This window comes from Sneathiella sp. D3-11, assembly GCF_055809395.1.
The window spans coordinates 3,440,041-3,461,185 of the sequence record NZ_CM147911.1 but is presented as its reverse complement, the minus strand read 5'-3'; the positions used below and the strand labels follow the sequence as shown (position 1 = coordinate 3,461,185).

The 21,145-nt window shown below is 55.4% G+C and carries 23 protein-coding genes and 1 pseudogene; 12 read left to right on the top strand and 12 right to left on the bottom strand.

Annotated features, from left to right (window positions below; all coding sequences use genetic code 11):
* Window positions 1–128 precede the first annotated feature (128 nt).
* Together AC0L73_RS17500 and AC0L73_RS17495 are read left to right on the top strand one after the other, a co-directional pair.
* Window positions 129–1,097, top strand: a complete 969-nt coding sequence (locus AC0L73_RS17500) for an L-threonylcarbamoyladenylate synthase (RefSeq protein WP_227951719.1) — start codon at window positions 129–131, stop codon at window positions 1,095–1,097.
* Window positions 1,094–2,497 carry an FAD-binding oxidoreductase gene (locus AC0L73_RS17495; RefSeq protein ID WP_227951718.1) on the top strand — a complete coding sequence of 468 codons (1,404 nt, stop codon included), beginning with the start codon at window positions 1,094–1,096 and terminating at the stop codon, window positions 2,495–2,497. The genes AC0L73_RS17500 and AC0L73_RS17495 overlap by 4 nt, the downstream gene beginning before the upstream one ends.
* Here AC0L73_RS17495 and AC0L73_RS17490 read toward each other — a convergent pair.
* From AC0L73_RS17490 to AC0L73_RS17470, 5 genes and pseudogenes are all read right to left on the bottom strand, one after another.
* Complete coding sequence (locus AC0L73_RS17490; protein ID WP_473654414.1) at window positions 2,489–4,750, bottom strand: bifunctional diguanylate cyclase/phosphodiesterase; 2,262 nt, start codon at window positions 4,748–4,750, stop codon at window positions 2,489–2,491. The genes AC0L73_RS17495 and AC0L73_RS17490 overlap by 9 nt on opposite strands.
* Window positions 4,751–4,954: 204 nt before the next feature.
* Window positions 4,955–6,328, bottom strand: coding sequence for a TRAP transporter large permease (locus tag AC0L73_RS17485; protein ID WP_227951716.1), 1,374 nt, complete (start codon window positions 6,326–6,328; stop codon window positions 4,955–4,957).
* Window positions 6,329–6,331: 3 nt separating this feature from the next.
* Window positions 6,332–7,011, bottom strand: a pseudogene (locus AC0L73_RS17480) (TRAP transporter small permease).
* A gap of 72 nt (window positions 7,012–7,083) precedes the next feature.
* Entirely contained in the window at window positions 7,084–8,088 is a 1,005-nt protein-coding gene (locus tag AC0L73_RS17475) for a TRAP transporter substrate-binding protein (protein ID WP_227951714.1), read from the bottom strand.
* A gap of 154 nt (window positions 8,089–8,242) precedes the next feature.
* Window positions 8,243–9,310 (bottom strand): FAD-dependent oxidoreductase, encoded by a 1,068-nt coding sequence (locus AC0L73_RS17470; protein WP_473654413.1) that lies wholly within the window; start codon window positions 9,308–9,310, stop codon window positions 8,243–8,245.
* An 87-nt stretch (window positions 9,311–9,397) separates the two neighbouring features.
* Here AC0L73_RS17470 and AC0L73_RS17465 point away from each other — a divergent pair, with 87 nt between their 5' ends.
* From AC0L73_RS17465 to chrA, 4 genes are all read left to right on the top strand, one after another.
* Complete coding sequence (locus AC0L73_RS17465) at window positions 9,398–9,880, top strand: GNAT family N-acetyltransferase (RefSeq protein ID WP_473654412.1); 483 nt, start codon at window positions 9,398–9,400, stop codon at window positions 9,878–9,880.
* A gap of 83 nt (window positions 9,881–9,963) precedes the next feature.
* Window positions 9,964–11,118 carry an acyl-CoA dehydrogenase family protein gene (locus tag AC0L73_RS17460; RefSeq protein WP_473654411.1) on the top strand — a complete coding sequence of 385 codons (1,155 nt, stop codon included), beginning with the start codon at window positions 9,964–9,966 and terminating at the stop codon, window positions 11,116–11,118.
* Window positions 11,119–11,133: 15 nt separating this feature from the next.
* Entirely contained in the window at window positions 11,134–11,592 is a 459-nt protein-coding gene (locus tag AC0L73_RS17455) for an SRPBCC family protein (protein WP_473654410.1), read from the top strand.
* Between the two features lie 77 nt (window positions 11,593–11,669).
* On the top strand, window positions 11,670–12,953 hold the full coding sequence (gene chrA / locus AC0L73_RS17450) for a chromate efflux transporter (protein WP_473654409.1): 1,284 nt from the start codon (window positions 11,670–11,672) through the stop codon (window positions 12,951–12,953).
* Here the strand turns inward: chrA and AC0L73_RS17445 are convergent.
* Together AC0L73_RS17445 and AC0L73_RS17440 are read right to left on the bottom strand one after the other, a co-directional pair.
* Window positions 12,950–13,834 carry an ABC transporter substrate-binding protein gene (locus tag AC0L73_RS17445; protein ID WP_473654408.1) on the bottom strand — a complete coding sequence of 295 codons (885 nt, stop codon included), beginning with the start codon at window positions 13,832–13,834 and terminating at the stop codon, window positions 12,950–12,952. The genes chrA and AC0L73_RS17445 overlap by 4 nt on opposite strands.
* Before the next feature lie 51 nt (window positions 13,835–13,885).
* A complete protein-coding gene (locus tag AC0L73_RS17440) occupies window positions 13,886–14,257 on the bottom strand; it encodes a winged helix-turn-helix transcriptional regulator (protein WP_227951708.1) in 372 nt (123 codons plus the stop codon).
* Between the two features lie 127 nt (window positions 14,258–14,384).
* On the opposite strand from AC0L73_RS17440, the gene AC0L73_RS17435 reads away from it, so the two are divergent.
* From AC0L73_RS17435 to AC0L73_RS17415, 5 genes are all read left to right on the top strand, one after another.
* Complete coding sequence (locus AC0L73_RS17435; RefSeq protein ID WP_473654407.1) at window positions 14,385–14,972, top strand: flavodoxin family protein; 588 nt, start codon at window positions 14,385–14,387, stop codon at window positions 14,970–14,972.
* A gap of 127 nt (window positions 14,973–15,099) precedes the next feature.
* A complete protein-coding gene (locus AC0L73_RS17430) occupies window positions 15,100–15,831 on the top strand; it encodes an NYN domain-containing protein (protein WP_227951706.1) in 732 nt (243 codons plus the stop codon).
* Window positions 15,832–15,953: 122 nt separating this feature from the next.
* Window positions 15,954–16,280 (top strand): ArsR/SmtB family transcription factor, encoded by a 327-nt coding sequence (locus tag AC0L73_RS17425; RefSeq protein ID WP_473654406.1) that lies wholly within the window; start codon window positions 15,954–15,956, stop codon window positions 16,278–16,280.
* Window positions 16,277–16,708, top strand: coding sequence for an SRPBCC family protein (locus AC0L73_RS17420; protein ID WP_473654405.1), 432 nt, complete (start codon window positions 16,277–16,279; stop codon window positions 16,706–16,708). Before AC0L73_RS17425 ends, AC0L73_RS17420 begins: the two co-directional genes overlap by 4 nt.
* Before the next feature lie 28 nt (window positions 16,709–16,736).
* Window positions 16,737–17,048 carry a YciI family protein gene (locus tag AC0L73_RS17415; protein WP_473654404.1) on the top strand — a complete coding sequence of 104 codons (312 nt, stop codon included), beginning with the start codon at window positions 16,737–16,739 and terminating at the stop codon, window positions 17,046–17,048.
* 70 nt (window positions 17,049–17,118) lie between these two features.
* On the opposite strand, the gene AC0L73_RS17410 is transcribed toward AC0L73_RS17415, so the two are convergent.
* The 5 genes from AC0L73_RS17410 to AC0L73_RS17390 form a co-directional block, all read right to left on the bottom strand.
* Complete coding sequence (locus AC0L73_RS17410) at window positions 17,119–17,967, bottom strand: DMT family transporter (protein WP_473654403.1); 849 nt, start codon at window positions 17,965–17,967, stop codon at window positions 17,119–17,121.
* Window positions 17,968–18,001: 34 nt separating this feature from the next.
* Complete coding sequence (locus AC0L73_RS17405; protein ID WP_473654402.1) at window positions 18,002–18,427, bottom strand: nuclear transport factor 2 family protein; 426 nt, start codon at window positions 18,425–18,427, stop codon at window positions 18,002–18,004.
* A 69-nt stretch (window positions 18,428–18,496) separates the two neighbouring features.
* A complete protein-coding gene (locus tag AC0L73_RS17400) occupies window positions 18,497–18,829 on the bottom strand; it encodes a YegP family protein (protein ID WP_227951700.1) in 333 nt (110 codons plus the stop codon).
* A gap of 94 nt (window positions 18,830–18,923) precedes the next feature.
* A complete protein-coding gene (locus tag AC0L73_RS17395) occupies window positions 18,924–19,022 on the bottom strand; it encodes a hypothetical protein (protein ID WP_473655468.1) in 99 nt (32 codons plus the stop codon).
* The gene (locus tag AC0L73_RS17390; protein ID WP_473654401.1) at window positions 18,998–19,441 is read right to left on the bottom strand and encodes a DUF2867 domain-containing protein; all 444 of its coding nucleotides are present in this window, start codon (window positions 19,439–19,441) and stop codon (window positions 18,998–19,000) included. Before AC0L73_RS17390 ends, AC0L73_RS17395 begins: the two co-directional genes overlap by 25 nt.
* Window positions 19,442–19,586: 145 nt before the next feature.
* Between AC0L73_RS17390 and AC0L73_RS17385 the strand changes: the two genes are divergently transcribed.
* A complete protein-coding gene (locus AC0L73_RS17385) occupies window positions 19,587–21,089 on the top strand; it encodes a flavin-containing monooxygenase (RefSeq protein ID WP_473654400.1) in 1,503 nt (500 codons plus the stop codon).
* The last annotated feature ends 56 nt before the right edge of the window (window positions 21,090–21,145 follow it).

Below are 21,145 nucleotides of genomic sequence, written 5' to 3'. Positions count from 1 at the left end.
CTTACCGTCAGGATGTTATGGCATATCCCGCGAGGAGAAAAAAGACTTTCGCGCAAGTCGAAAGCCTCTCGACGAAGAAATACAATCGGGTAAACTCCCGGCAGCAATAAGCAGAATATTGATGATCAATGAAAATTTTTAAGACAGACAAAGATGGACTGACAGAGGCCGCAGAAGAAATTCGCGCCGGACATCTTGTCGCCTTTGCGACCGAGACGGTTTATGGCCTTGGCGCCGATGCAACGAATGATCGCGCCGTTGCCTCAATATACGAGGCCAAGGGCCGGCCGAGTTTTAACCCATTGATTGTCCATGTCCCCTCCCTCGCGAAAGCAAAGGAATATGTCACGTTCAATGACACGGCGGAACGGCTTGCGGCAACCTTCTGGCCGGGCGCTCTCACTCTCGTGCTGCCACGTGTGGAAAACTGTCCGGTCTCCCGTCTCGCCAGCGCAGGATTGGAAACATTGGCCATCCGGGTGCCGGGCCACAAACTCGCGCTTGAGTTCTTAAAAGAATGCGGTCGCCCCCTCGCCGCACCAAGTGCCAATCCGTCGGGCGGAATCAGCCCGACCAAAGCGCAGCATGTCATTGACGGGCTAGAGGGGAAAATCGCGGGCGTTTTGGATGGCGGCCCCTGCCCTGTTGGTGTTGAAAGCACTGTTGTGGGTTTCACTGAAAATGATCAGCCCGTCCTCCTCCGCCCCGGCGGAATTACGCGAGAGGCGCTGGAGGCGTCGGTCGGACTGGTTCTTTCCCATGACGCGGATGGCACCACGCCGAGCCCAGGTATGCTGCTCAGCCACTATGCGCCCAATGCATCAGTCCGGCTCAATGCGACTGCCAAGGAACCCGGCGAGGCATATCTCGCCTTCGGGCGCGAGTATGACACCATCGCCGATGTGAATTTAAGCATTAACGGCGACCTGACAGAGGCGACGGCGCTTCTTTTCTCGGCTCTCCACTTTCTGGATAAAATGAATTTCAAGCGCATCGCCGTCGGCCCAATCCCCGAAATCGGGCTGGGTGTTGCCATCAATGACCGCCTCCGCCGCGCGGCGGCCCCAAAGCACGAAAAGGAAACGATAGGCAAATGACTTTAATCGAAAATATGAAAGCCATCGTTGGCGACACACATGTCATCACCGAGGAAGCCGATATGCAGGGCTTCGTTGTTGAATGGCGCGACAAATTTGTTGGCCGCGCCCGCGCCGTGGTGCAACCAAAAACAACAGAAGAAGTCGCCGCCATCGTCAAGCTCTGTGCGGAAACTAAAACGCCTCTTGTCCCGCAGGCCGGGAACACCAGTCTCGTTGGCGGCTCCATCCCCTTCACTGGCGGGGACGAGATTATCCTCTCGGTTGCGCGGATGAACCAGGTGCGAGAGGTTGACCGGCTGAATGGTACCCTCACTGTCGATGCGGGCTGCATCCTCGCTAATCTGCAGGAGGTGGCCGAGAACAATGGCTTTATCTTCCCGCTCCGGATTGGCTCCGAAGGAAGCTGCCAGATCGGTGGTAATATCTCCACCAACGCGGGCGGCGTGCAGGTCCTGCATTACGGCAATACGCGGGAGCAAGTGCTCGGGCTGGAAGTCGTGCTGCCCGACGGGCAAATCTGGGACGGCCTCACGGGCCTCCGCAAGGACAATACCGGCTACGATATCAAGCAGCTTTTCATCGGGGCGGAGGGCACCCTTGGCATTGTGACAGGCGCCGTCGTGAAAATGTACCCAAAGCCGAAATATCAGCAGGTGGCGCTGGCCGCCGTTCCCTCCGTTGAGGCGGCAATCGAGTTCCTCAGCCTGGCCCGTGCCATGAGCGGCGATCAGGTGACGGCGATCGAGCTGATTTCGCGTTATTGCGTTGATATGGTGATACGCCATGTACCGGATTTCACCGACCCGATGCCCGCGCGTTATGACTGGCATATACTTGTCGAGCTTTCCTCCAGCGCAACACCGGAGTTGAAGGAACTGATGGAGAGCATTCTCGAGGCGGCCTTCGAGAAAGAGATTGTGCTGGACGCGGTGGTCCCCGCGAGCGAGGCACAGCAGCAGCATCTGTGGCGCCTGCGGGAGGAAATCTCCGCCGCGCAGAAGCCCGAGGGTGGTAGCATCAAGCATGATATTTCCGTTCCCGTTTCCCGCTTCGCCGACTTCATCCGGGAGGCCGATATTGCGGTTGCCAAGATTGTTCCGAATTTCCGCTCAGTCGCTTTCGGTCATATCGGCGATGGCAATGTGCATTTTAATCCGATGCAGCCCGAGGATATGGGACGGGAAGAATATCTCTCCCATTGGGAGGAAGTCAGTCGCGCCGTTCATGATATCGCCGTAAAAATGCGCGGTTCCATCAGTGCCGAACATGGCATTGGCCGCCTGAAGGCCGACGATTTGGTGCATTACAAACCGGCAATCGAGATCGACCTGATGCGTCGGATCAAGAAGGCGTTCGATCCCGACGGGATCATGAATCCTGGCAAACTGCTAAAATAGGCTGGGCTGCCGGAAAACTGGTCGATCCGGATCGCTGATAAAGGGCATGACATCTGCGGCCGTGATCGGGCGTGAGAACAGAAAGCCCTGCGCCTGATGGCACTGGGCGGATCGGAGAAATTCCACCTGCTCCATGGTTTCGACACCTTCGGCAAGCACGTTCATACCGAGGCTACGCCCGAGTGAGATAACTGTTCGCGCGATCGCAGCATCATCATCATTCTCGGTCAGGCCATCAATAAAAGCCTTGTCGATCTTGAGCGCGGATACAGGCAATTGCCGGAGATAGGCAAGCGAGGAATAACCGGTTCCAAAATCATCAATGGCAAAGCTAACGCCAAAATCGCGCAACACGCGGAAATTTTCCAACGTCTGCTCCGGGTTCTCCATAATCACACTTTCGGTGACTTCAAGTTCCAGCAGAGAGGGCGGACAACCTGTATCCGCCAATGTTTTCGTTATCAATTCGACAAAATCATCATTCTGGAAAATCGACAGCGAGAGATTAACTGCGACCCGGAAGTCACTCTCCCCCTGATCGAGCCATTCTCTACGTTGGCGACAGGCCTCGCTCAGGACCCATTCACTGATCGGCGCGATCAGGCCGGAGCTTTCCGCAACCGGAATAAAATCATTGGGAGCAACAAACATCCCCCCTTCACGCTGCCAGCGAACAAGCGCCTCAATTCCGATCATCGCCCCGCTCTCAAGATCGACTTGCGGCTGATAGGAAAGCGAGAGATCCTTTCGCATAATACCGGTACGGAGCGCGTTATTCATCTCGACGCGGGCGTTGATATCATTGGCGATGGTGCTGTTGTAAAAGCAGAAGTAGGAACCATTCCGGACCTTCAAATTCGAGAGCGCAATATTAGTATTCCGCCAAAGCGCCGTCGCGTTATCCGCATCGTCTGGATAAATGGCAAGGCCAATCCGGGGGCTGATATGCGGGATATTCTCTCGTGTTGATGGCCCATGTTCAAACACACTGTGGATGGTCTTCGGGATCTGCTTGAGTTCCCCCGTATTCTTGTACTGCAGGCATAGGCCAAACCCGTTCCCCGATGTTCGCGCGAGCGATATGGCCTGCGGGAACATGGTGGTCAATTGTTCAGAGACAAACTGGATAAGCTCGTCGCCCGCGTCATGCCCAAGCGCGATATTCAGTTCCGACAGATGTTCCAGCGTGAACTGCACCACGGCGAGGCGTCGCTTCTCCGGTTTGGCCACCCGTTCAATATGACCCTGCACATCTGTGCGGAATTTTGCTCGGCTGTCGAGACCGGTCAGGCTATCATTAAAGGCGAGGCGTTTAATTTCCTCGAACATGTCCGCATTTTCAAGGCCAAGCGTGATGTTGGCGCAGATCAACTCCATCTGCCGGGTTTCCAGAAAGGTGAGCGGCGCACGGTTTTCCAGCACGACCACGCCTTTTAGTTTTTCTTCTTGAGAAATACAGAGGATATTGACGGTCTCTGCGAAAACATTTTCACGCCCCACTGTCGCGGCAAGGACCCTCTCATACATATCCTCACTCACCACCTCTCCGACGCGTAACTTTTTGTTAGCGGCATACCGTCCCTTACCTGCTGTCACAGAAAGTTCCCCGGAATGTTCATTCGGGATAGCGAAGAAGCAATCTTCCACATTCTTGCAGATCACCTGCAGTTGCGAGAGGATGGTGAGGCAGAAATCCTCTACTGAGCGAACACCATAAAGCTCCTTGGTGATATCGAGAATTGTCTGAAGCGACTGCTTGCTGTCCTCTTCCGAGATTAGCCGCTCAAAAGACTGAAGCGCGATGGTCAGGCTGGTAAAAAGTTTGGGCAGGTTGATGGCGGATATATCGCGATAGTCACTGACGTCATAGTCGAGGAAGCGGTTCTGCGCCCCGGTCTGCTCTGCCGCTTCACCCAGCAGAACAATACGTATGATTTTGTTTCCGATCTCACCACGGAGCTTCTGCACGAGATCGAGGCCGCTCTCGCTCTTCTCCCCAGAGACATCGATAATCACCACGGCGATGTCCGGGTTTTCTTCCAGCATCATGGTTGCCGCTGTGGCGCTCTCTGCGATCATGAAGACGACGGGGAGATGCCCAAACACAAAAGTATCGAGCGATCCATATGGATCATTATTCTTTGGAATATTTATAGAAACAAGCAGCACCTTCCGGGCGATTGCCTGGCTTAACTGGCGTGTATTTCTCGCCGCCGACATTGTCGGTTTATGGCCTTCAACTAAAGGTGACATTATACTAACGCTTACGCTTACTAATCCCTGTATTAACTATAGTGAGTCAATCTGACGGAATTCGCAAACAGTTTCGACGAATTTAGCAGAAAAAAGCTGTAACCCCCCTATATTTAGCGTCTTTAGGAGTTATCCACACTAAATCGAATCATCCTAAATCAGAATAGGGAGGCACAACGCGCCCGAATAAATGGCGTAGTACCCCTATTTGATGACGAGTTCCGGTCCCATGAAGGTCGTCGGCAACCAGGTCGAAAGGAATGGAATATAGGTCACCAGGATCAGGAACACGAACAGGATACCAAGCCACGGCAGCGCTGCCTTCACGACGCGCATGATCGGCATGCCCGCAATGCCAGAGGTGACAAATAGATTGAGCCCGACCGGGGGCGTAATCATCCCAATCTCCATATTCACGACCATGATAATGCCGAGATGAATAGGATCGATCCCGAGTTCCATCGCTATCGGAAAGACCAGCGGTGCGACAATCACGATGAGGCCTGACGGCTCCATGAACTGCCCGCCGATCAGCAGGATGATATTGACGATGATCAGGAATACCCACCAGTTAAACCCGGCGTCCAGCATCGCGCCAGCGATCTGCTGGGGGATCTGCTCGTCGGTCAGCACATGTTTCAGGATCAGCGCATTGGCGATGATGAACATCAGGGTGACGGTCAGCTTGCCCGCCTCGAACAGGGTATCGCGGGTATCCTTGTGGAAGAACACTGTGATCAGCGCCTGTGGCTTCCGCCAAAGCGGGATTGAATCCTGCCCTTGCCGGTGCAGCGGACCCATGTCGCAATAGATGAAATTGGCGATCAGGAAGGCATAGACGGACGCCACCGCCGCCGCTTCCGTCGGCGTGAAGACACCGCCATAAATACCGCCAAGGATAATCACGATCAGGAACAGACCCCAGCCCGCATCTCGCGCGGCGGAGAGCACTTCTCCCCAACCCTTCCAGTCGCCCTTGGGGAGCCCCTTGTATTTCGCGGCGACATAGATGCCGACCATCAGCATGAAACCCGCGAGTAACCCCGGGATCACACCAGCGAGGAACATGCGGCCAACAGAAACATCCGTCGCCGCCGCATAGACCACCATCACGATGGACGGTGGGATCAGGATACCGAGCGTGCCCGCGTTGCAGATAATTCCGGCGGCAAAGTCCTTCTTGTAGCCGACCTGGGTCATCCCGGCGATGACAATGGAGCCGATGGCGACCACGGTTGCGGGGCTGGAACCAGAGAGAGCCGCAAACATCATGCAGGCGAACACCCCGGCAATGGCGAGGCCACCGCTGAAATGCCCGACCACCGCAATGGAAAAGCGAATGATCCGCTTCGCCACCCCGCCCGTCGACATAAAGCTGGAGGCGAGAATAAAGAACGGGATGGCGAGCAAAGTGTAATGCCCGGCCATCGCCTCATAAAGTGTCTGCGCGACAGAGGCGAGCGAGCTGTCCGACGCGGACAGCAGGAAAAAAATAGAGGTTAATCCCAGCGCGATAGCAATGGGAACGCCAAGCACCAAAAGAACAATGACAATGGCAAACAGCAGGGCTACTTCCATCGACTATTCCTCCCTGCTTACTTTGGCGGCAGCTTCTTCAACCGCGTCTTCAGCCTCATGGCTGACAATGAGCAGTTCCTGCTTGCCTGTATAGATGGCCCAGCCTGCCTGCAGAAAGCGGAACAACAGCAGTGCCATGCCGACGGGCAGCATGACATAAGGGATCAGACGGGGAATTTTCTCATATCGTTCGCCATCGTTGAACCAGTCGGCAATGAACTGAAATATATCCGGCATGAAGACGTCGTTGGTTTCATACCAGCCCTTGGCGAGAAATTTCTCCTGAAATCCGGTCGGGAACCATCGTCCGGTCGTCGCCGGAAGGTTCGCGAAATTCGCCCAGAAATCCCACCCCCTTTCAGAAGCAGGAAAGCATAGATAACACAAACAGCCACTGCAATCAGAGTGCAGAACTTTCGCACCGGCGGCGAGAGGAGATTGACAACCGCATCAACACCGAGATGCGCGGTTACCTTGACGCAATAGCTGACACCAAGAAGGACCAACCAGGCAAACAGGATCGACGTGACCTCAAGACCCCAGAGAATATTGGAATTGAAGACGTAGCGGGCCACGACATTGGCGAATGTGACCAGGGTCATCAGCCCCAGAATGATGGCGATCAGCGTCTCTTCGAGGCTGTCGACAAATGTGCCCTTGCGGTGCGGCGTGTGTCCCGACATGGCCTCCCCCTTGTCAGCTACGCAAAAAAGCGCTGGCGCGATCAAGACAACCGCGCCAGCGGGTTTCCAACCTTAGTTGGTCATATTGAACTTTTGTGCTTCGGCAATGTTATCGGCGCCGACGTCGGCTTCAAACTTGCTCCAAACAGGTTTCATTGCATCAACCCATTCCTGGCGCTGTTCCGGCGTCAGGGTGCGGACGACACCGCCAGCGGCAAGGATCGCCTGTTTGGCTTCCTCGTTGACCTTGGTAGATTCCGCGTTCCGGGTTTCTGTCACTTCCTTGATGATCGTATCAAGCTGTGTGCGGATATCATCGGGGAGACCTTCCCAGAATTCCGTAGAAGTGACGAGAAGATAGTCAATCACGCCATGGTTTGTTTCGGTCGTGCCGTCCTGAACCTCGAAGAATTTCTGGCCATAGATGTTCGACCAGGTATTTTCCTGTCCGTTCACGGTGCCCTGCTGAAGCGCGCCATAAACTTCGGAGAAGGCCATCTTCTGTGGGTTCGCACCAAGAGCGTCCATCTGTGCGACCAGCACATCGGAGGACTGTACGCGGAATTTCAGCCCTTCCGCATCCTTCGGTGAGACCAGTGGCTTATTAGCCGAGAACTGCTTCATGCCGTTGTGCCAGAACGCAAGGCCCAAGAGGCCGCGTTTTGTCATGCTTTCCTTCATGGCCTGACCGGTATCGGAGTTCTGGAAGGCATCGACTGCGTTGATATCCTTGAACATGAATGGCAAGTCGAAGATACGGAACTGCTTGGTGAACTGCTCGAATTTGGAGAGTGACGGCGCGGCAAGCTGGACATCGCCGTTCAGCAATGCTTCCAAGACCTTGTCGTCATTATAAAGGGTGGAGTTCGGATAAACTTCCATGCAGACCTTGCCCTGCATCTCGTCATTCACCCGCTGTTGCAGTAGGCTGGCGGCGATCCCCTTGGGATGCTTGTCCGTGTTCGTCACATGAGCAAATTTAATGACAATCTCGTTCGCATCACATGCCGCATAGGCGGCGGAACCGGATGCCATCAACACGGCTGTCACAGCCGCTACCATTAATGCTTTACGCATATCGTCTAATCCTCCCGGATATTTAAATGTCAAAATTGTTATTGCGCTTTAACAGCGTCTTGTTGGCTAGTATAGTCCTTGAGAAACATTTTCCATGTATTTTTATTCTTTGCAACAGAAACTTAGCAGCACTAATTCACATTGCAGTGCAGCATTATCCGTAGAGCATGATGGCTGCAATCCGCCGCTGCAGCGGCGGCGTGATGGAAACGATACCCAGCGCCCAGCGGAACAGCCGCCGCACCACCGGATTTTTTGACGTCACGATCTTGCGCACCCGCTCGCTTCCCCTGATCACTTTTGCGCCTTCCGCATGGCGCGCGGCGCTATATCCCGCCAGTCCACCCTCCACCAGACGCAGGGCAAATTCCGCGGCATCCGCGATTCCAAGGTTCATGCCGCGCCCGCCGACCGGGGAATGGCAATGTGCGGCATCACCAGCAAGAAACACCCGCCCCTTGCAGTACTCCGGCACCTGACGGATGGAGATGGTAAAGGTTCCCTCCCTATTGACTTTCGTAACCTCCATCTCAATGGGGAGATTGTGCAAGGCATCCCGCCGGTTGGAAATGACCCGATAACGATCCGATGCCAGTGGCGCGACAACGACAACTCCGCCGCGCGCGAACTGGCATATGGTAAAGGACTTGGGGGTCGGCCAATTCTTCGCATTTACATCGGCGATTGACCAGGTTTCGGGCAGATCATATCCGTGGTAATCGAGGCCCAACACCTCCCGGCACCGACTTCGGATTCCATCAGCGCCGAGCACATAATCAAAGCGTTCCTCCTGCCCGTCCGCCAACATGGCAATGACACCGTCACCATCGTCGCGAAGATCTTTCAGCTCCGTCGCATAGCGAACCTTTACACCAAAGCTCTCCAATGTCTCACGCAAGATCGCTTCTGTGCGGTCCTGCGGCAGACCAAGAATATAATCATAGTCATATTTCGCCTTTGATACCTTGAAGGGGAGCTTCAACAATAATGTCGCGCGGCGGTGGATACGCGCCTCCTGAAAATGGATCCCCTCGGCGAGCAGTTTCTCCGTCACCCCCGATGCGGTCAGCAGCAAAAGACTCTCCGGTGTCATCCCGACTGCACGCGAAAGACCCGAGCCTTCCTCGCGTTTATCAATCACTTCAACATCAACACCGCGACGCTTAAGCTCTACCGCCGCCGTCAGCCCTGTTGGGCCCGCCCCCACAATCAGCACCCGCATTCTATTCCTCCCTGTTGGAATTCCCTGCCGCCTGCTACAAATCTATTTTACCATATACTGTTCCTCATTGGCTCACGATCTTTGTAGATGAACGCGCAAAATATAAACATACGCGAATATTTGCCTTTCGATCTGAAGGAGACAGCGTCACTATTTTTCGAGAGCATCCGGCGCGGCGCGGCGCGGCATTATACCGAGGAACAGCTTCTGGCCTGGGCGCCGGAAGTGCCCAATAAGGATGTCTGGCGCGATAGGATGCACGGCCTGAAAACCTGGATCGCGGAGACGGAGGACCAAATCATCGGCTTTATGTCCCTGACAGAAACCGGGCATATTGAGTTTGCCTTCGTTCATCCGGATTGGATCGGCAAAGGAATCGCCGGGAGGCTTTACGGGTTTGTTGAGCGATATGCCCTTGCGAAAAGGATGCCAGCACTCACCAGCGACGCCAGCCTTTTTGCCCGCCCCTTGTTTGAACGGCATGGCTGGCGGGTTCTCAAAAAACAACAGCCCATGCGCAATGGCGTGACGCTCACCAATTTCCGTATGGAGAAAATTCTCGCCTATTAATCCCGTTCCCGCAAAACACGCTTTCCGGGGTGAGGTTGCTTCGCTATAGTCTTGAAAACTAATAATAAGTATCGGGAATTATCATGGACTTGCTCCTAACACGCACCGAAGAAGACATGCTCACCCGCGCGGTTGAGTTCGCCCGAAACGAGGTCGCCCCCAAGGCACAAAACTGGGAAGAAGAACGCCGCCAACCGATTGAGGCATTGCGTGCAGCTTCACTTGCAGGCCTCGCAGGTCTTGAGGTGCCCGAACATCTTGGTGGCTTTGGCGGACGGTTTCGCCTGAAGGCTCGGATCGCCGAGGAGATCGCACGAGACTGCTTCGCCTTTTCCTTCTCCCTGATCAATCATATGGGACTGGCCGGCAAAATCGCCCGCGACGCACCCGAAGAAATCGCCAAGAAATATCTGCCCGAAATGCTGGCCGGGGAGGCTATCGGCTGCACGGCACTGTCCGAACCGGATGCGGGTAGCGATTTTGCCGCTATTACAACGCTTGCGAAAAAGGTCGATGGCGGCTGGGTTATCAATGGCGAGAAAGCCTGGATCACCAATGCGGCGAATGCGAACCTGATGTTCCTCTATGCGCAGACGGACCCGGCGGCGGGTTGGCGTGGGGTTGCGGGCTTTCTTATCGATGCGCGCGAGGACGGCGTTTCCCGTGTGCCGCCATTTGAAATCATGGGCGGCCATGCCATCGGCACCGGCGGCTTCAAGCTTGAGGATCATTTCGTCCCTGATATCCGGATGATGAGTGTGCCGGGTGACGGCTTCAAGGCAGCAATGAACAGTGTTAATGCCGCACGAACCTATGTCGCCACCATGTGCTGCGGCATGACCGAGGCGGCAATTGATCTCGCAGCCAGCTATGCGAGCGAGCGGGCCGCCTTTGGCGGACATATCGCTGATTTTCAAGGGCTCCGCTGGCGGCTCGCCGATGCCCAGACGGAGGTGGAGGCTGCACGCCTTCTCGCCTATCGCGCCGTTCTCGCGGTGGAGAATGGCACAAATGCCGAACTGCCCGCTGCCCACGCGAAGAAATACGCCGCCCGAATGGCCGATGAGCAGCTTTCCCGCTGTATGCAGGTAATGGGCGCGGCGGGCTTGCGCCGCGAATACCCGCTGGGCCGGCAGATCGCCTGCGCCCGCATCGCCAACTATGTCGATGGCACAACCGAAATCCAGAACGAGCGGATTGCCCGCGCCCTTTTCAGTAAAAACAAGAAGAAAAAGTAAAAAAGGAAATTCCCAATGACCGAGACACACTCCTTCAAGCGTAGCCACAGTATCTTAATCAGCGCTCCTGCAGGAGACGTTCTTGACTATGTCTGCAATCCCAACAGCTGGCCCGAATGGCTCGCAGCATCGCACAAGATTGATAGCCCGGATCGCCCCCTGCGCAAGGGCGACACCTTTGTTGAGGAATGGCACACGAGAAGTGGCCCCGCGCAACTCAACTGGGTGGTGACGGAATGTGAACCTCCCCATCTCTGGATCGGGGAGACCGAGACGGATTTTATTGGAACGATCATCGTTCGCTATGACGTTAAGGAAGAAGGGGATCAGGTCCGCTTCACCCGCACCATGATCAACCCGGCCCGGCCTAAGCCGCCAACAAATGATCAGATCGACCGGCTGAACAAGGAAGCCGATATCGCGCTCGCAAATATCAAGAAGAATGTCGAAGCCCGCATCGCGAACGCTTCATAATATTCCGATTGACAGTCGCCCCGGCTGTTGCGTCTATCTATGATGACGTTTCATAGACGCAGCAACCGGCTTTTTTCATGAATGCTAAGGCGGCCCATAAACCGGACAGAAGCGAGACTTTCGCCGCCTTCGGCCGCATCGGACTCCTGTCGTTCGGCGGACCGGCGGCGCAGATCGCGCTGATGCACCGGGTGCTGGTCGAGGAAAAGGCGTGGCTGAGCGAGAAACAATTCCTCAACGCGCTCAGCTTCTGCATGTTGCTGCCCGGACCGGAGGCGATGCAGCTCGCGACCTATGCGGGCTGGCGACTGCAAGGAGTTATCGGCGGGTTGATGGCCGGGCTGCTGTTCGTTCTGCCGGGCGCCGCCGTCATCCTCGCCCTTGGCAGTATCTATGCCTTTTATGGGTCGGTCCCGCTGGTTGGCAGCCTCTTCCTCGGGATCAAGGCGGCGGTGGTCATTATCGTGATCGAAGCTTTGCTGAAAGTCGCGAAGCGAGCGTTGAAAGGGACAACGCCCTGGGTCGTCGGGGCGCTTGCCTTTATCGGGATATTTTTCCTTGAACTACCGTTTCCGCTGATTGTCCTGCTGGCCGCGCTCTACGGCTTCTTTCGACGGGGAAATAGCAAGAGTGAAGAGGCAATGCCCCTGCCCGCCGGCCGCTCTCTCCCGAAAACCTTTCTCTGGATCGGTTTCTGGCTGGTTATCTGGTGGTTACCGGTGTTGCTGATCGGCGCGTTTACAGGTGTGCCGATCCTGACCGAGATCGCGCTGTTCTTCTCCAAGCTTGCGGTAGTGACCTTCGGCGGCGCCTATGCGGTGCTCGCCTATATGGCCCAGGATGTGGTCAACCAGTTCGGCTGGCTGAGCGCGGGCGAAATGATGGACGGCTTGGGCCTTGCAGAAACAACCCCCGGCCCGCTCATCTTGGTGACGGAATTTGTCGGCTTTCTCGCTGCTTTTTACGAGGGCGGTTTCCTGCTCGGCCTCGCGGGGGCAGCACTGACCCTCTGGGTTACTTTCGTTCCCTGCTTCCTCTGGATTTTCACCGGCGCTCCCTATATCGACTGGATCTCCCATCAGCCGAGGCTGGAACGCGCGCTGAACGGTATTACGGCGGCGGTCGTTGGGGTGATCCTCAACCTCTCCATCTGGTTCGCGCAGCACGTCTTCTTCACGGAGGTGACGAAGCAGGAACTCGGCCCGATCACACTCTGGCAGCCGACCCTCGCGACCTTCGATGGAAAGGTATTGATCCTCGCCGCCATTGCCGCGGTGCTGCTGCTCTATCGTAAATGGTCGATAACACCGGTCCTGCTGATCTGCGCCGTGGGTGGTCTGCTCCTCGATTATATGGTCTAGGACGGCGGCAGACTGCAGATCCGGCCATAGGGGTAGCGTTCCTCGAGCAGGCCGTTATAGGCGAAAATATCCATCGTCGCCTCATAGGCGCTCTCGGTAATTTCCACATGTGGCGTCCAGCAGCCAAGCTTCTGATAAGTGGAGATGCAATTCGCGAGCACAGCCTCGTCAATATCAGGGAAATAGCTTTTCTCCGCCTTTGCGATTTCGGCGGCGGGTGTCTCATTCATATAGATGCGTGTCTTGCGGTAGGCCCGCATGAAGGCCAGCGCCATGTCGCTCTCCAGCCAGTCCTTGGTTGCGGCAAGACTTGAAAAGCCGCACGGCCCGATCTGTTTGCCGACCTGCGCCACGATATGACCGAGGCCATCCGCCGCAAGCTGCTGCGGGAACGGACCCTGCTGCTGCACATACTGGCCCTGCCCTTCGCGGAAAGCCTTGTCCATGGCCGCCGCGCCGCCAACGTTGATCGCCTTAATCTTGTCGTAGTCGATCCCGGCCTTGTGGCAGGCATATTTGAACATGACAAGTGGCTGCCCGCCGCCGAAGAGGACAACTTCCGCCCCTTCCAGCTTCTTCCAAGTGAAATCCGGATCCGGCTCCCGCGCAGTGAGAAAGAAACCATCCATCTCGTTAATCTGCGCGAAATGGGAAATCGTCATCTCCTCCCCACGGGCGATCGCACCAAAGCCATGGCTCAAAGCTGACTGCACAACATGGGCGCTGCCCTCCTTCAATGCCGCGATAGCGGAAACGCCGGGTGCGGCGACGGTCCAGTTGGGCTCCAGCCCTTCTTCCTTCAGAAATCCGCCGGACATCACCGAGATAAGCGGCGAATAAAAGGCCGAAAAAAGGGTGAACTGGATATTGATTTTTTCCATAGCGCGAACCTCCCTTATTATTGTTATAAGATACGCAAGCTATCACGCCCTTTATTCGGCGGCAATTATCTCCGCATCCGGAATGCCTTGCTTTTCCTCATCCTCTTTGGCCCAGCGCAGGGCCACTTCATTGAGCCCTTGCAACACACCATGCAGCTCCGCACCGCGCGCCGTCAGGGAATAATAGACCGTCGGCGGTACCGTCGGCTGATAGTCGCGATGAACAAGACCGGAGCCTTCCAGCTTGCGCAGGCGATCGGTCAGCACCTTGGCCGAAATATCCGGGATAAGCGCCGACAGCTGGCCGAAGCGCAAAGACTTCTCGTTCGAAAGGAGCCACAGGATATAGGGCGTCCACGGGCCCATGATCTGGCCGAGAATGCTTTCCATCGGGCATTGATTGGTTCCATGTTTCGGTGCCATGCGCAGTATCTCCAATTTTTTTCAATACTTACCAAAAGGTAACTACTTGCAAAAGGAAAGTAAAGGCTTTACGTGCCATTCATCGCAATAAACTTATTCGTCTTTTTTAAGCTTCAGGAGTTCACCAATGACCAAAATCGCAATCGTCTATTTCAGTGGTTACGGCCACACTGCCAAACAAGCCGACGCCGTGAAAGAAGGCGCTTCCCGCGTTAACAGCGCCACCGTTACCAACATCCAGATCCCGGAAAATGGCGAGATCGCCGCGGAGGTCTGGGACACTCTCGCCGAAGCGGACGCCATCATCTATGGCAGCCCGACCCATATGGGTGGACCCGCGTGGCAGTTCAAGAAATTCGCCGATGAGAGCTCCAAGCCCTGGTTCAGCTCTATCTGGAAGGACAAGATTGCCGGCGGTTTCACCAATTCGGCTTCGGTCAACGGTGATAAAGGGTCAACGATCAATTATTTCTTCACCCTGTCGCAGCAGCATGGCCAGATCTGGGTCGGAACGGGCCTGCTTCCGTCCAACCAGAAACAGCATGGCCCCGATGATGTGAACTGGACGGCAGGCTTTGCCGGGGCGCTCGCCATCTCACCGTCAGACGCCAGCCCGGAGGAAGGCCCCCGTGCAGGTGATCTTGAGACTGCCCGGCTCTATGGCGAACGCATCGCGCAGATTGCCGCCAAGACAAGTGAAGCTCTCGCCGCGTAACACTCTGCTCTTGGGAAACGGTCGCCAGTTCACGCTGGCGGCCGTTTTTGAGGAAAGATAGTTGAATCTCCATTGCGCTTACGGCATTGTCGGGGAAGTAATTTCACAACACCTGATAAGAGATTTGATGATGTCCGAAACCCGCTCCCCCCGCCTCGCTGTTCTGATCGATGCCGATAACGCCTCGTCCAAGATCGCCGATGGATTATTTGAGGAAATCGCCAAGATCGGGGAAGCCAGCGTGCGGCGGATTTACGGCGACTTTTCGCATCCGCGCTCAAAAAGCTGGGCCGAGATCCTATCCAAGCATGCCATCATGCCACATCAGCAGTTCGCCTATACGACAGGCAAGAACGCCTCCGATATCGCGCTGGTGATCGATGCCATGGACCTGCTGCACAGCGGCCGCTTTGATGGTTTCTGCCTGGTCTCCTCGGACAGCGACTTCACGGCCCTCGCCGCCCGCATCCGCGAACAGGGAACCGACGTCTATGGCTTCGGCGAACAGAAAACGCCGGAAAGCTTCCGTCAGGCCTGCCGCCGCTTCATCTATACGGAGAACCTGCGCGGCGTCGCCGAGGAAAGCCAGAAAGGCGGTGGCTCCCCAAAGAAACCGCGGGAGCAGCTTTCGAAGGCAACCCAGCAGATCAAGAAGGCCATCGCCGAGCTCGACAGCGATGACGGCTGGTTCGCACTCGGCCACGTGGGTAACCAGCTCCTTAACCTCAACTCCGACTTCGACCCGCGCAACTACGGCGTCCCGAAACTAAGCGACCTCGTGCGCAAGACCAACGCCTTCGATATCGAGCAGCCGAAAGGCGGCTCCATGCGCATCCGCCTGAAATCAAACGGGAAATAAAAACACCGCCCCCTCGCAAAAGCCCTGCAACTCCCCCTTCCCGTCAGGCGGTGTAATTTTTATTGACTCATTGTATTTTTCGAATATGTTATTTAACATAATAGTTAAATAAAAGAGAATTCATGTCAAATCTGTCGAGTACCTTTGCCGCGCTGGGTGATGCCACCCGTTTCGCCATTGTCGAGAAACTCCTGCAGGAGGGAGAGCTTCCCGCCGGGGAGCTACAAAATGTGGGGCAGATTTCCGCCCCCGCCATCTCTCGGCATTTGAAAGTCCTTCGTAAAGCCGGCGTCGTCGAACAGCGCATCGATGCGCAGCGCCGCCTTTATTCCGTCCGTCCCGAAGCGGTACAGGCCATTGGCGCCTGGTCGATGAGCTACCGCGAATTCTGGCAGAAGAGCCTCGACCGGCTTGAGGCCGCCCTACTACAGGAGAGCAAGAAAAAATGAACACACTCACTCTTGAACGCAATTTCCCTCTCGATCCGGAAACAGTTTTCGACTTCGTCACCCAGACGAAGAACCTGCTGAAATGGTGGGGACCGGAAGGCATGACTGTGCCTGAACATAACCTTGATCTGTCGAAGCCCGGCGACTGGTCTTCGGTGATGGTCAATGCCGAGGGTGGTCGCCACAAGGTGACCGGCAAAGTCATCAAGATCGACCCGCCCCGCTCCGTCGAGTTCACCTGGGGCTGGCATGACGAAAATGACGCGCGCGGTCATGAAAGCCGGGTGCGTTTTGAGGTTGAACCAAACGGTTCCGGTGGAGCCATCTTTCGACTGATCCATTCCGATCTGCCGGACGACGAAAGCGCCGCAAACCATAATGAAGGCTGGACCTCGTCCTTGAGAAAACTGGAACGACTAGCAAGCTAACCTTTAATGACAGAAGGAGGATAAGAAGATGCCAAAATTCGTATTTGCCTATCACGGCGGGAAAAAACCGGAAAGCGAGGCGGAAGGCCAGCAGATGATGGCCGCCTGGCAGAGCTGGATGGAAACGCATAAAGACGCCATGGTCGACCCGGGCAATCCTGTCGGCATGTCCAAGACGGTGACCGGTTCAGGGGTTATCGATAATGGCGGCAGCAACCCGCTTTCCGGTTACACCCTCGTCAATGCGGCCGATATGGACGCGGCGCTCGAAATCGCGAAAGGCTGCCCCTTTGTCGATCATGACGGCTCGATAGAAGTCGTTGAAGCAATCGAAATGTAACCCCTGTGGTATAAACCAATCATGAAAGAATGCCGGGCGGAGTACAATCCGTCCGGCCTTTTCATGCGCATCAGCTCCGGTTTATTTTGAGCAGCACAACGCCGAACAGGGTCATAAAGGTGGAGGCGAGTTTTATCAGGCTCAATTTCTCTTTCAGGAAGAAAACCCCAAACAGCAGCGCAAAAATAATACTGGTCTCACGCACCGCCGCGACGAGTGCAATCGGCGCCACCGTCATCGCCCAGATCACGGACCAATAGGCGACAAGGCTCATCAGCCCCATCAGGACGGCAAGTTTCCAGACGCGGGCAATCTGCGGCAAGGCCCTTTTCCGTCGCGTTATCAGGATATAGGCAATAAAGGGAATCCCCTCCAGCCCCATCATCCAGGAAGTGTAGCTATGAGCGCTGCCTGCGAGCCGCGCGCCAATGCCATCGGTCAGCGTATAGGCAGCAATGAACAAACCGGTGCCGAGCGCAAAGAAGACAGCTTGCGGATTCCAGAGGTCCTGCGCGCCGCGCGTAAGAGACAGGCTCATGATCCCGAACGCCATGATCATAACAGCGAACATGGCCTGATTGCTTAACACCTCCCCGATATAGAAGACAGAGACCAGCGCAACGATCAACGGGGCGGACCCGCGGGCAAGCGGATAAACATGGCTCAGATCTCCAAACTTATACGCCATCAGCAGGAATAGCGGATAGCCGATATGCAATAGAACGGAGGTAGCGATATACGGCCAGCTTTCCGGCGCGGGGAGTGGCAGAAACGCGGTCGCGACAAAGGCGACCACCGCGCTTCCCGCCATCATAACCGCCATGAACAGCACCCTGTCGTCATTCATCTTGACGAAAGTATTCCACGCGGCATGTAGCAACGCTGCCATCAGCACGATCAAAAACACAGACAATTCCATCTCACTCGCTCCAGCGCGCACTCTTTCTTATTTATTATCCTGCCTCTACCACAGCAAGGCGATCCAGCGCTATCGCAAAGGCCGCACTATCGGGGAAAACCTGATAGCCGGCGACACTGCCATCCTTGATGGTGAAGATATTGCTGACAACCGCCTCAACCCGGCGGCCCGTTGCTTTCGCCAGCCATTTCCCACGCAGCACGACAACCACCGAGTCATCGGCGATGAGCTTCTCCAACTGCTCGACCTCCTCGATGACGAGATGCTCCGCCACATGGGACAGAAATGTCCTGAATGCGTCGATCCCCTGCCAGCGCCCACCCCAGGGCAGCAGACCCGTCGCATCGTGATACTGCACGAGGATATCCGGCGCGACAATTTCCCTGATCTGGTCCTCCTCGCCAGATTGCAGGGCCTTGTAATAGGCGTCTAGGGTCGCTTCGATAGTGGTTTGCGTCATTTGCTCTTCCCAAAAAGAGAGGCCGAGGAGATTGCTCTCCCGGCCTCTGCAGGTGTAATTTTAAAAGACTTACGTCTGGTCGTCGGTCTTTGCGCCATCTGCCGCGCGACCAACGGCACCGGTTCCGCCCTTTGCTCCGCCTTCGTCGGCATAACCCTGGCTGGAGAGAATGACCTGACCGTTAGAGGCCTTGAGGTTGAAGTACCATTTGCCGTTCTTGCCTTCCTTGAATTCATACCGGCCTTCGTCGCCCGCGTTTTTCATTACGGAAGCAATTCCGTTCTCTGCGCTTGCCTTCGCCTTGTAGCCTTCAGATGTGCCAACGACTTCGCCGTTGCCAGCTTTGAGGCGGAAGCGGAATTCGCCAGCCTTGTCTTTGTAAAGTTCAAATTTGCCAGCCATGGTTCATAACTCCCTGTCATTAGTATCAAGTCTAAGTGCAACTTCTGTATATTGTGCAGAAACAAACTGTATTGCAACTATTAGCAACCCAATTTTATACTTTTGCTTCAAAATGACGCGCGGCTGCGGCCAAACGGGATTTCACGATCAGGATATGAAACGGCTTTATCAGCGCAAGATACAGCCGCCCGATGAGGTTATGCCGGTGAACAAGCGTGGCGAGGGAGACAAGCCCATCCTCCCCGGCTCACGCCGGAGAGCGACCCGGAAATCTAGATGGGAATCGTCTTCGCCAAGAATAATCTCGCGGTCTGAAACACTCCACACCTTCATGAAGCTGACATGATCCCCCACGGCAACGGATTGTCGAAAACTGTTGTTCTGGGGAAGCTCCCGCGTTGTCTTGATACCGAAGACACGAACAATTCTGTCACGTATACGGAGCAACATCCGCGCCCATCCCGGCATCGCAATCAGTAGATACTGTACGATTTCTCCAAGCGGACGGTCAGGCGGTGAAATGACAACAGAGTAGCAATCGAGAAAATCGCCCGGCTTGAACATCCCGTAAAGCGCGCTTTCCCGTACGAGTTTGGTTTTTTCTACCATCATGTCCTGCACTTTCGAAGGTCCGGATATCCAGTGCGTCCAGATTAATGCCTATTGCCAGGATAATCTACTATTGCGCACCACCGCGAGATCACTATTCTATAAGATAACAATAAAACAACGCCAAAGGCGATCAGGAGGTAAGACCATGGATGCAGCGGTCGAGAGTGCTCAGGAAAATGCGGGCGAAACCCTATATTTTGATGTGCTGATTGTCGGGGCTGGCATTTCCGGGATTGATGCGGCCTATCACCTTCAGAAACTTTGCCCAAATAAAAACTTCACCATTCTGGAGACGCAAGACACGTTCGGCGGCACTTGGGCAACCCATAAATATCCGGGTATCCGCTCCGATAGCGATCTATTCACCTTCGGCTTTAAGTGGAAGCCATGGAAGGATGACCCCATTGCCAGAGCGGACAAAATTCTCCGTTATCTTGATGAAAGCCTTGATGAGAATGATCTCCGCCGCCATATCCGCTTTTCCCATGAAGTGAAGACGGCCGTCTGGTCGAGCGAGGAAAAGCGCTGGACGCTGGAAGTGCTCGATAAGGAAAGCGGTGATCTCCGGCGCTATGCCTGCAACTTTCTCTGGATGTGCCAAGGGTACTACCGCCATAGCGAAGGTTATACGCCTGACTATCCGGGAATGAAGGACTTCAAGGGCGATATCGTCCACCCGCAGACCTGGCCCGAAGATCTCGATTATAAGGGCAAAAAAGTGGTCGTCATCGGCTCTGGTGCGACGGCGGCGACCCTGATCCCTGCCATGGCGGAAGAGGCCGGGCATATTACTATGCTTCAACGCTCCCCCACCTATTTTTCCGCCCGCGCCAACCGCGACGAACTGGCGGAAACCCTGCGCGAGCTTGACGTTCCGGACGAATGGATTCATGAGATTGCGCGGCGCAAGGTCCTCTATGACCAGAAGGAAATCACCCGCCGCTCCTTCGAGGAGCCGGAAGGGTTGCGCGAGGAACTGATCAAGGGCGCGCAGAAGTATCTTGGTGACAGCCTGCCCGTCGATCCGCATTTCACCCCGACCTACCGTCCGTGGCGGCAACGGCTCGCCTTCGTGCCCGATGGGGACCTGTTTCAGGCAATCCGTGATGGTAAAGCTTCCGTCGTTACCGACCAGATCGATCATTTCACGGAAAATGGCATTTTGCTCAAATCCGGGAAAGAACTGGAAGCCGATATTATCGTCTCCGCCACCGGTTTTAATATGAGCGCTCTTGGCGATATCGCCTTCACCATCGACGGGAAGCCACTTAATTTCGGCGACTGCTGGTCACATCGGGCAATCATGTTCTCCGGCATTCCCAATATGGCATGGGTCTTCGGCTACTTGCGGACAAGCTGGACGATGCGCTCCGATATGGTGGCGGAATTCGTCTGCCGCTTACTCAAGCATATGGCGCAGAAAGGTGCGCGGATGGTCGTGCCTGAACTCCGCGAAGAAGACAAGGGCATGCCAGAAAAGCCCTTTGTCGACCCGGATAACTTCAATGCGGGCTACCTCACCCGCGCCCTCAAGATCATGCCCAAGCAGGGCGACAAAGACCCCTGGGTGCATACGCAGGACTATTATGTCGATAAAGAAACGCTGGGCGAGGCTGACCTTGATGACGGGACGCTGATCTACAAGTAACCGCAGGCGACGTACTGGCGACAAAATTCTTTTCGGCGCCGCCACAATATTGTAAC

Excerpts from the sequence above, each read along its gene's own strand:
- AC0L73_RS17420 (WP_473654405.1), top strand. The coding sequence starts at position 16,277 with ATGAACACACTCACTCTTGAACGCAATTTCCCTCTCGATCCGGAAACA.
- AC0L73_RS17430 (WP_227951706.1), top strand. The coding sequence starts at position 15,100 with ATGATGTCCGAAACCCGCTCCCCCCGCCTCGCTGTTCTGATCGATGCC.
- AC0L73_RS17460 (WP_473654411.1), top strand. The coding sequence starts at position 9,964 with ATGGACTTGCTCCTAACACGCACCGAAGAAGACATGCTCACCCGCGCG.
- AC0L73_RS17490 (WP_473654414.1), bottom strand. The coding sequence starts at position 4,750 with ATGTCACCTTTAGTTGAAGGCCATAAACCGACAATGTCGGCGGCGAGA.
- AC0L73_RS17445 (WP_473654408.1), bottom strand. The coding sequence starts at position 13,834 with ATGGAAAAAATCAATATCCAGTTCACCCTTTTTTCGGCCTTTTATTCG.
- AC0L73_RS17465 (WP_473654412.1), top strand. The coding sequence starts at position 9,398 with ATGAACGCGCAAAATATAAACATACGCGAATATTTGCCTTTCGATCTG.
- AC0L73_RS17400 (WP_227951700.1), bottom strand. The coding sequence starts at position 18,829 with ATGGCTGGCAAATTTGAACTTTACAAAGACAAGGCTGGCGAATTCCGC.
- AC0L73_RS17435 (WP_473654407.1), top strand. The coding sequence starts at position 14,385 with ATGACCAAAATCGCAATCGTCTATTTCAGTGGTTACGGCCACACTGCC.
- AC0L73_RS17495 (WP_227951718.1), top strand. The coding sequence starts at position 1,094 with ATGACTTTAATCGAAAATATGAAAGCCATCGTTGGCGACACACATGTC.
- AC0L73_RS17485 (WP_227951716.1), bottom strand. The coding sequence starts at position 6,328 with ATGGAAGTAGCCCTGCTGTTTGCCATTGTCATTGTTCTTTTGGTGCTT.
- AC0L73_RS17390 (WP_473654401.1), bottom strand. The coding sequence starts at position 19,441 with ATGATGGTAGAAAAAACCAAACTCGTACGGGAAAGCGCGCTTTACGGG.
- AC0L73_RS17405 (WP_473654402.1), bottom strand. The coding sequence starts at position 18,427 with ATGACGCAAACCACTATCGAAGCGACCCTAGACGCCTATTACAAGGCC.
- AC0L73_RS17425 (WP_473654406.1), top strand. The coding sequence starts at position 15,954 with ATGTCAAATCTGTCGAGTACCTTTGCCGCGCTGGGTGATGCCACCCGT.
- AC0L73_RS17385 (WP_473654400.1), top strand. The coding sequence starts at position 19,587 with ATGGATGCAGCGGTCGAGAGTGCTCAGGAAAATGCGGGCGAAACCCTA.
- AC0L73_RS17415 (WP_473654404.1), top strand. The coding sequence starts at position 16,737 with ATGCCAAAATTCGTATTTGCCTATCACGGCGGGAAAAAACCGGAAAGC.
- AC0L73_RS17440 (WP_227951708.1), bottom strand. The coding sequence starts at position 14,257 with ATGGCACCGAAACATGGAACCAATCAATGCCCGATGGAAAGCATTCTC.
- AC0L73_RS17410 (WP_473654403.1), bottom strand. The coding sequence starts at position 17,967 with ATGGAATTGTCTGTGTTTTTGATCGTGCTGATGGCAGCGTTGCTACAT.
- AC0L73_RS17500 (WP_227951719.1), top strand. The coding sequence starts at position 129 with ATGAAAATTTTTAAGACAGACAAAGATGGACTGACAGAGGCCGCAGAA.
- AC0L73_RS17470 (WP_473654413.1), bottom strand. The coding sequence starts at position 9,310 with ATGCGGGTGCTGATTGTGGGGGCGGGCCCAACAGGGCTGACGGCGGCG.
- AC0L73_RS17455 (WP_473654410.1), top strand. The coding sequence starts at position 11,134 with ATGACCGAGACACACTCCTTCAAGCGTAGCCACAGTATCTTAATCAGC.
- chrA (WP_473654409.1), top strand. The coding sequence starts at position 11,670 with ATGAATGCTAAGGCGGCCCATAAACCGGACAGAAGCGAGACTTTCGCC.
- AC0L73_RS17475 (WP_227951714.1), bottom strand. The coding sequence starts at position 8,088 with ATGCGTAAAGCATTAATGGTAGCGGCTGTGACAGCCGTGTTGATGGCA.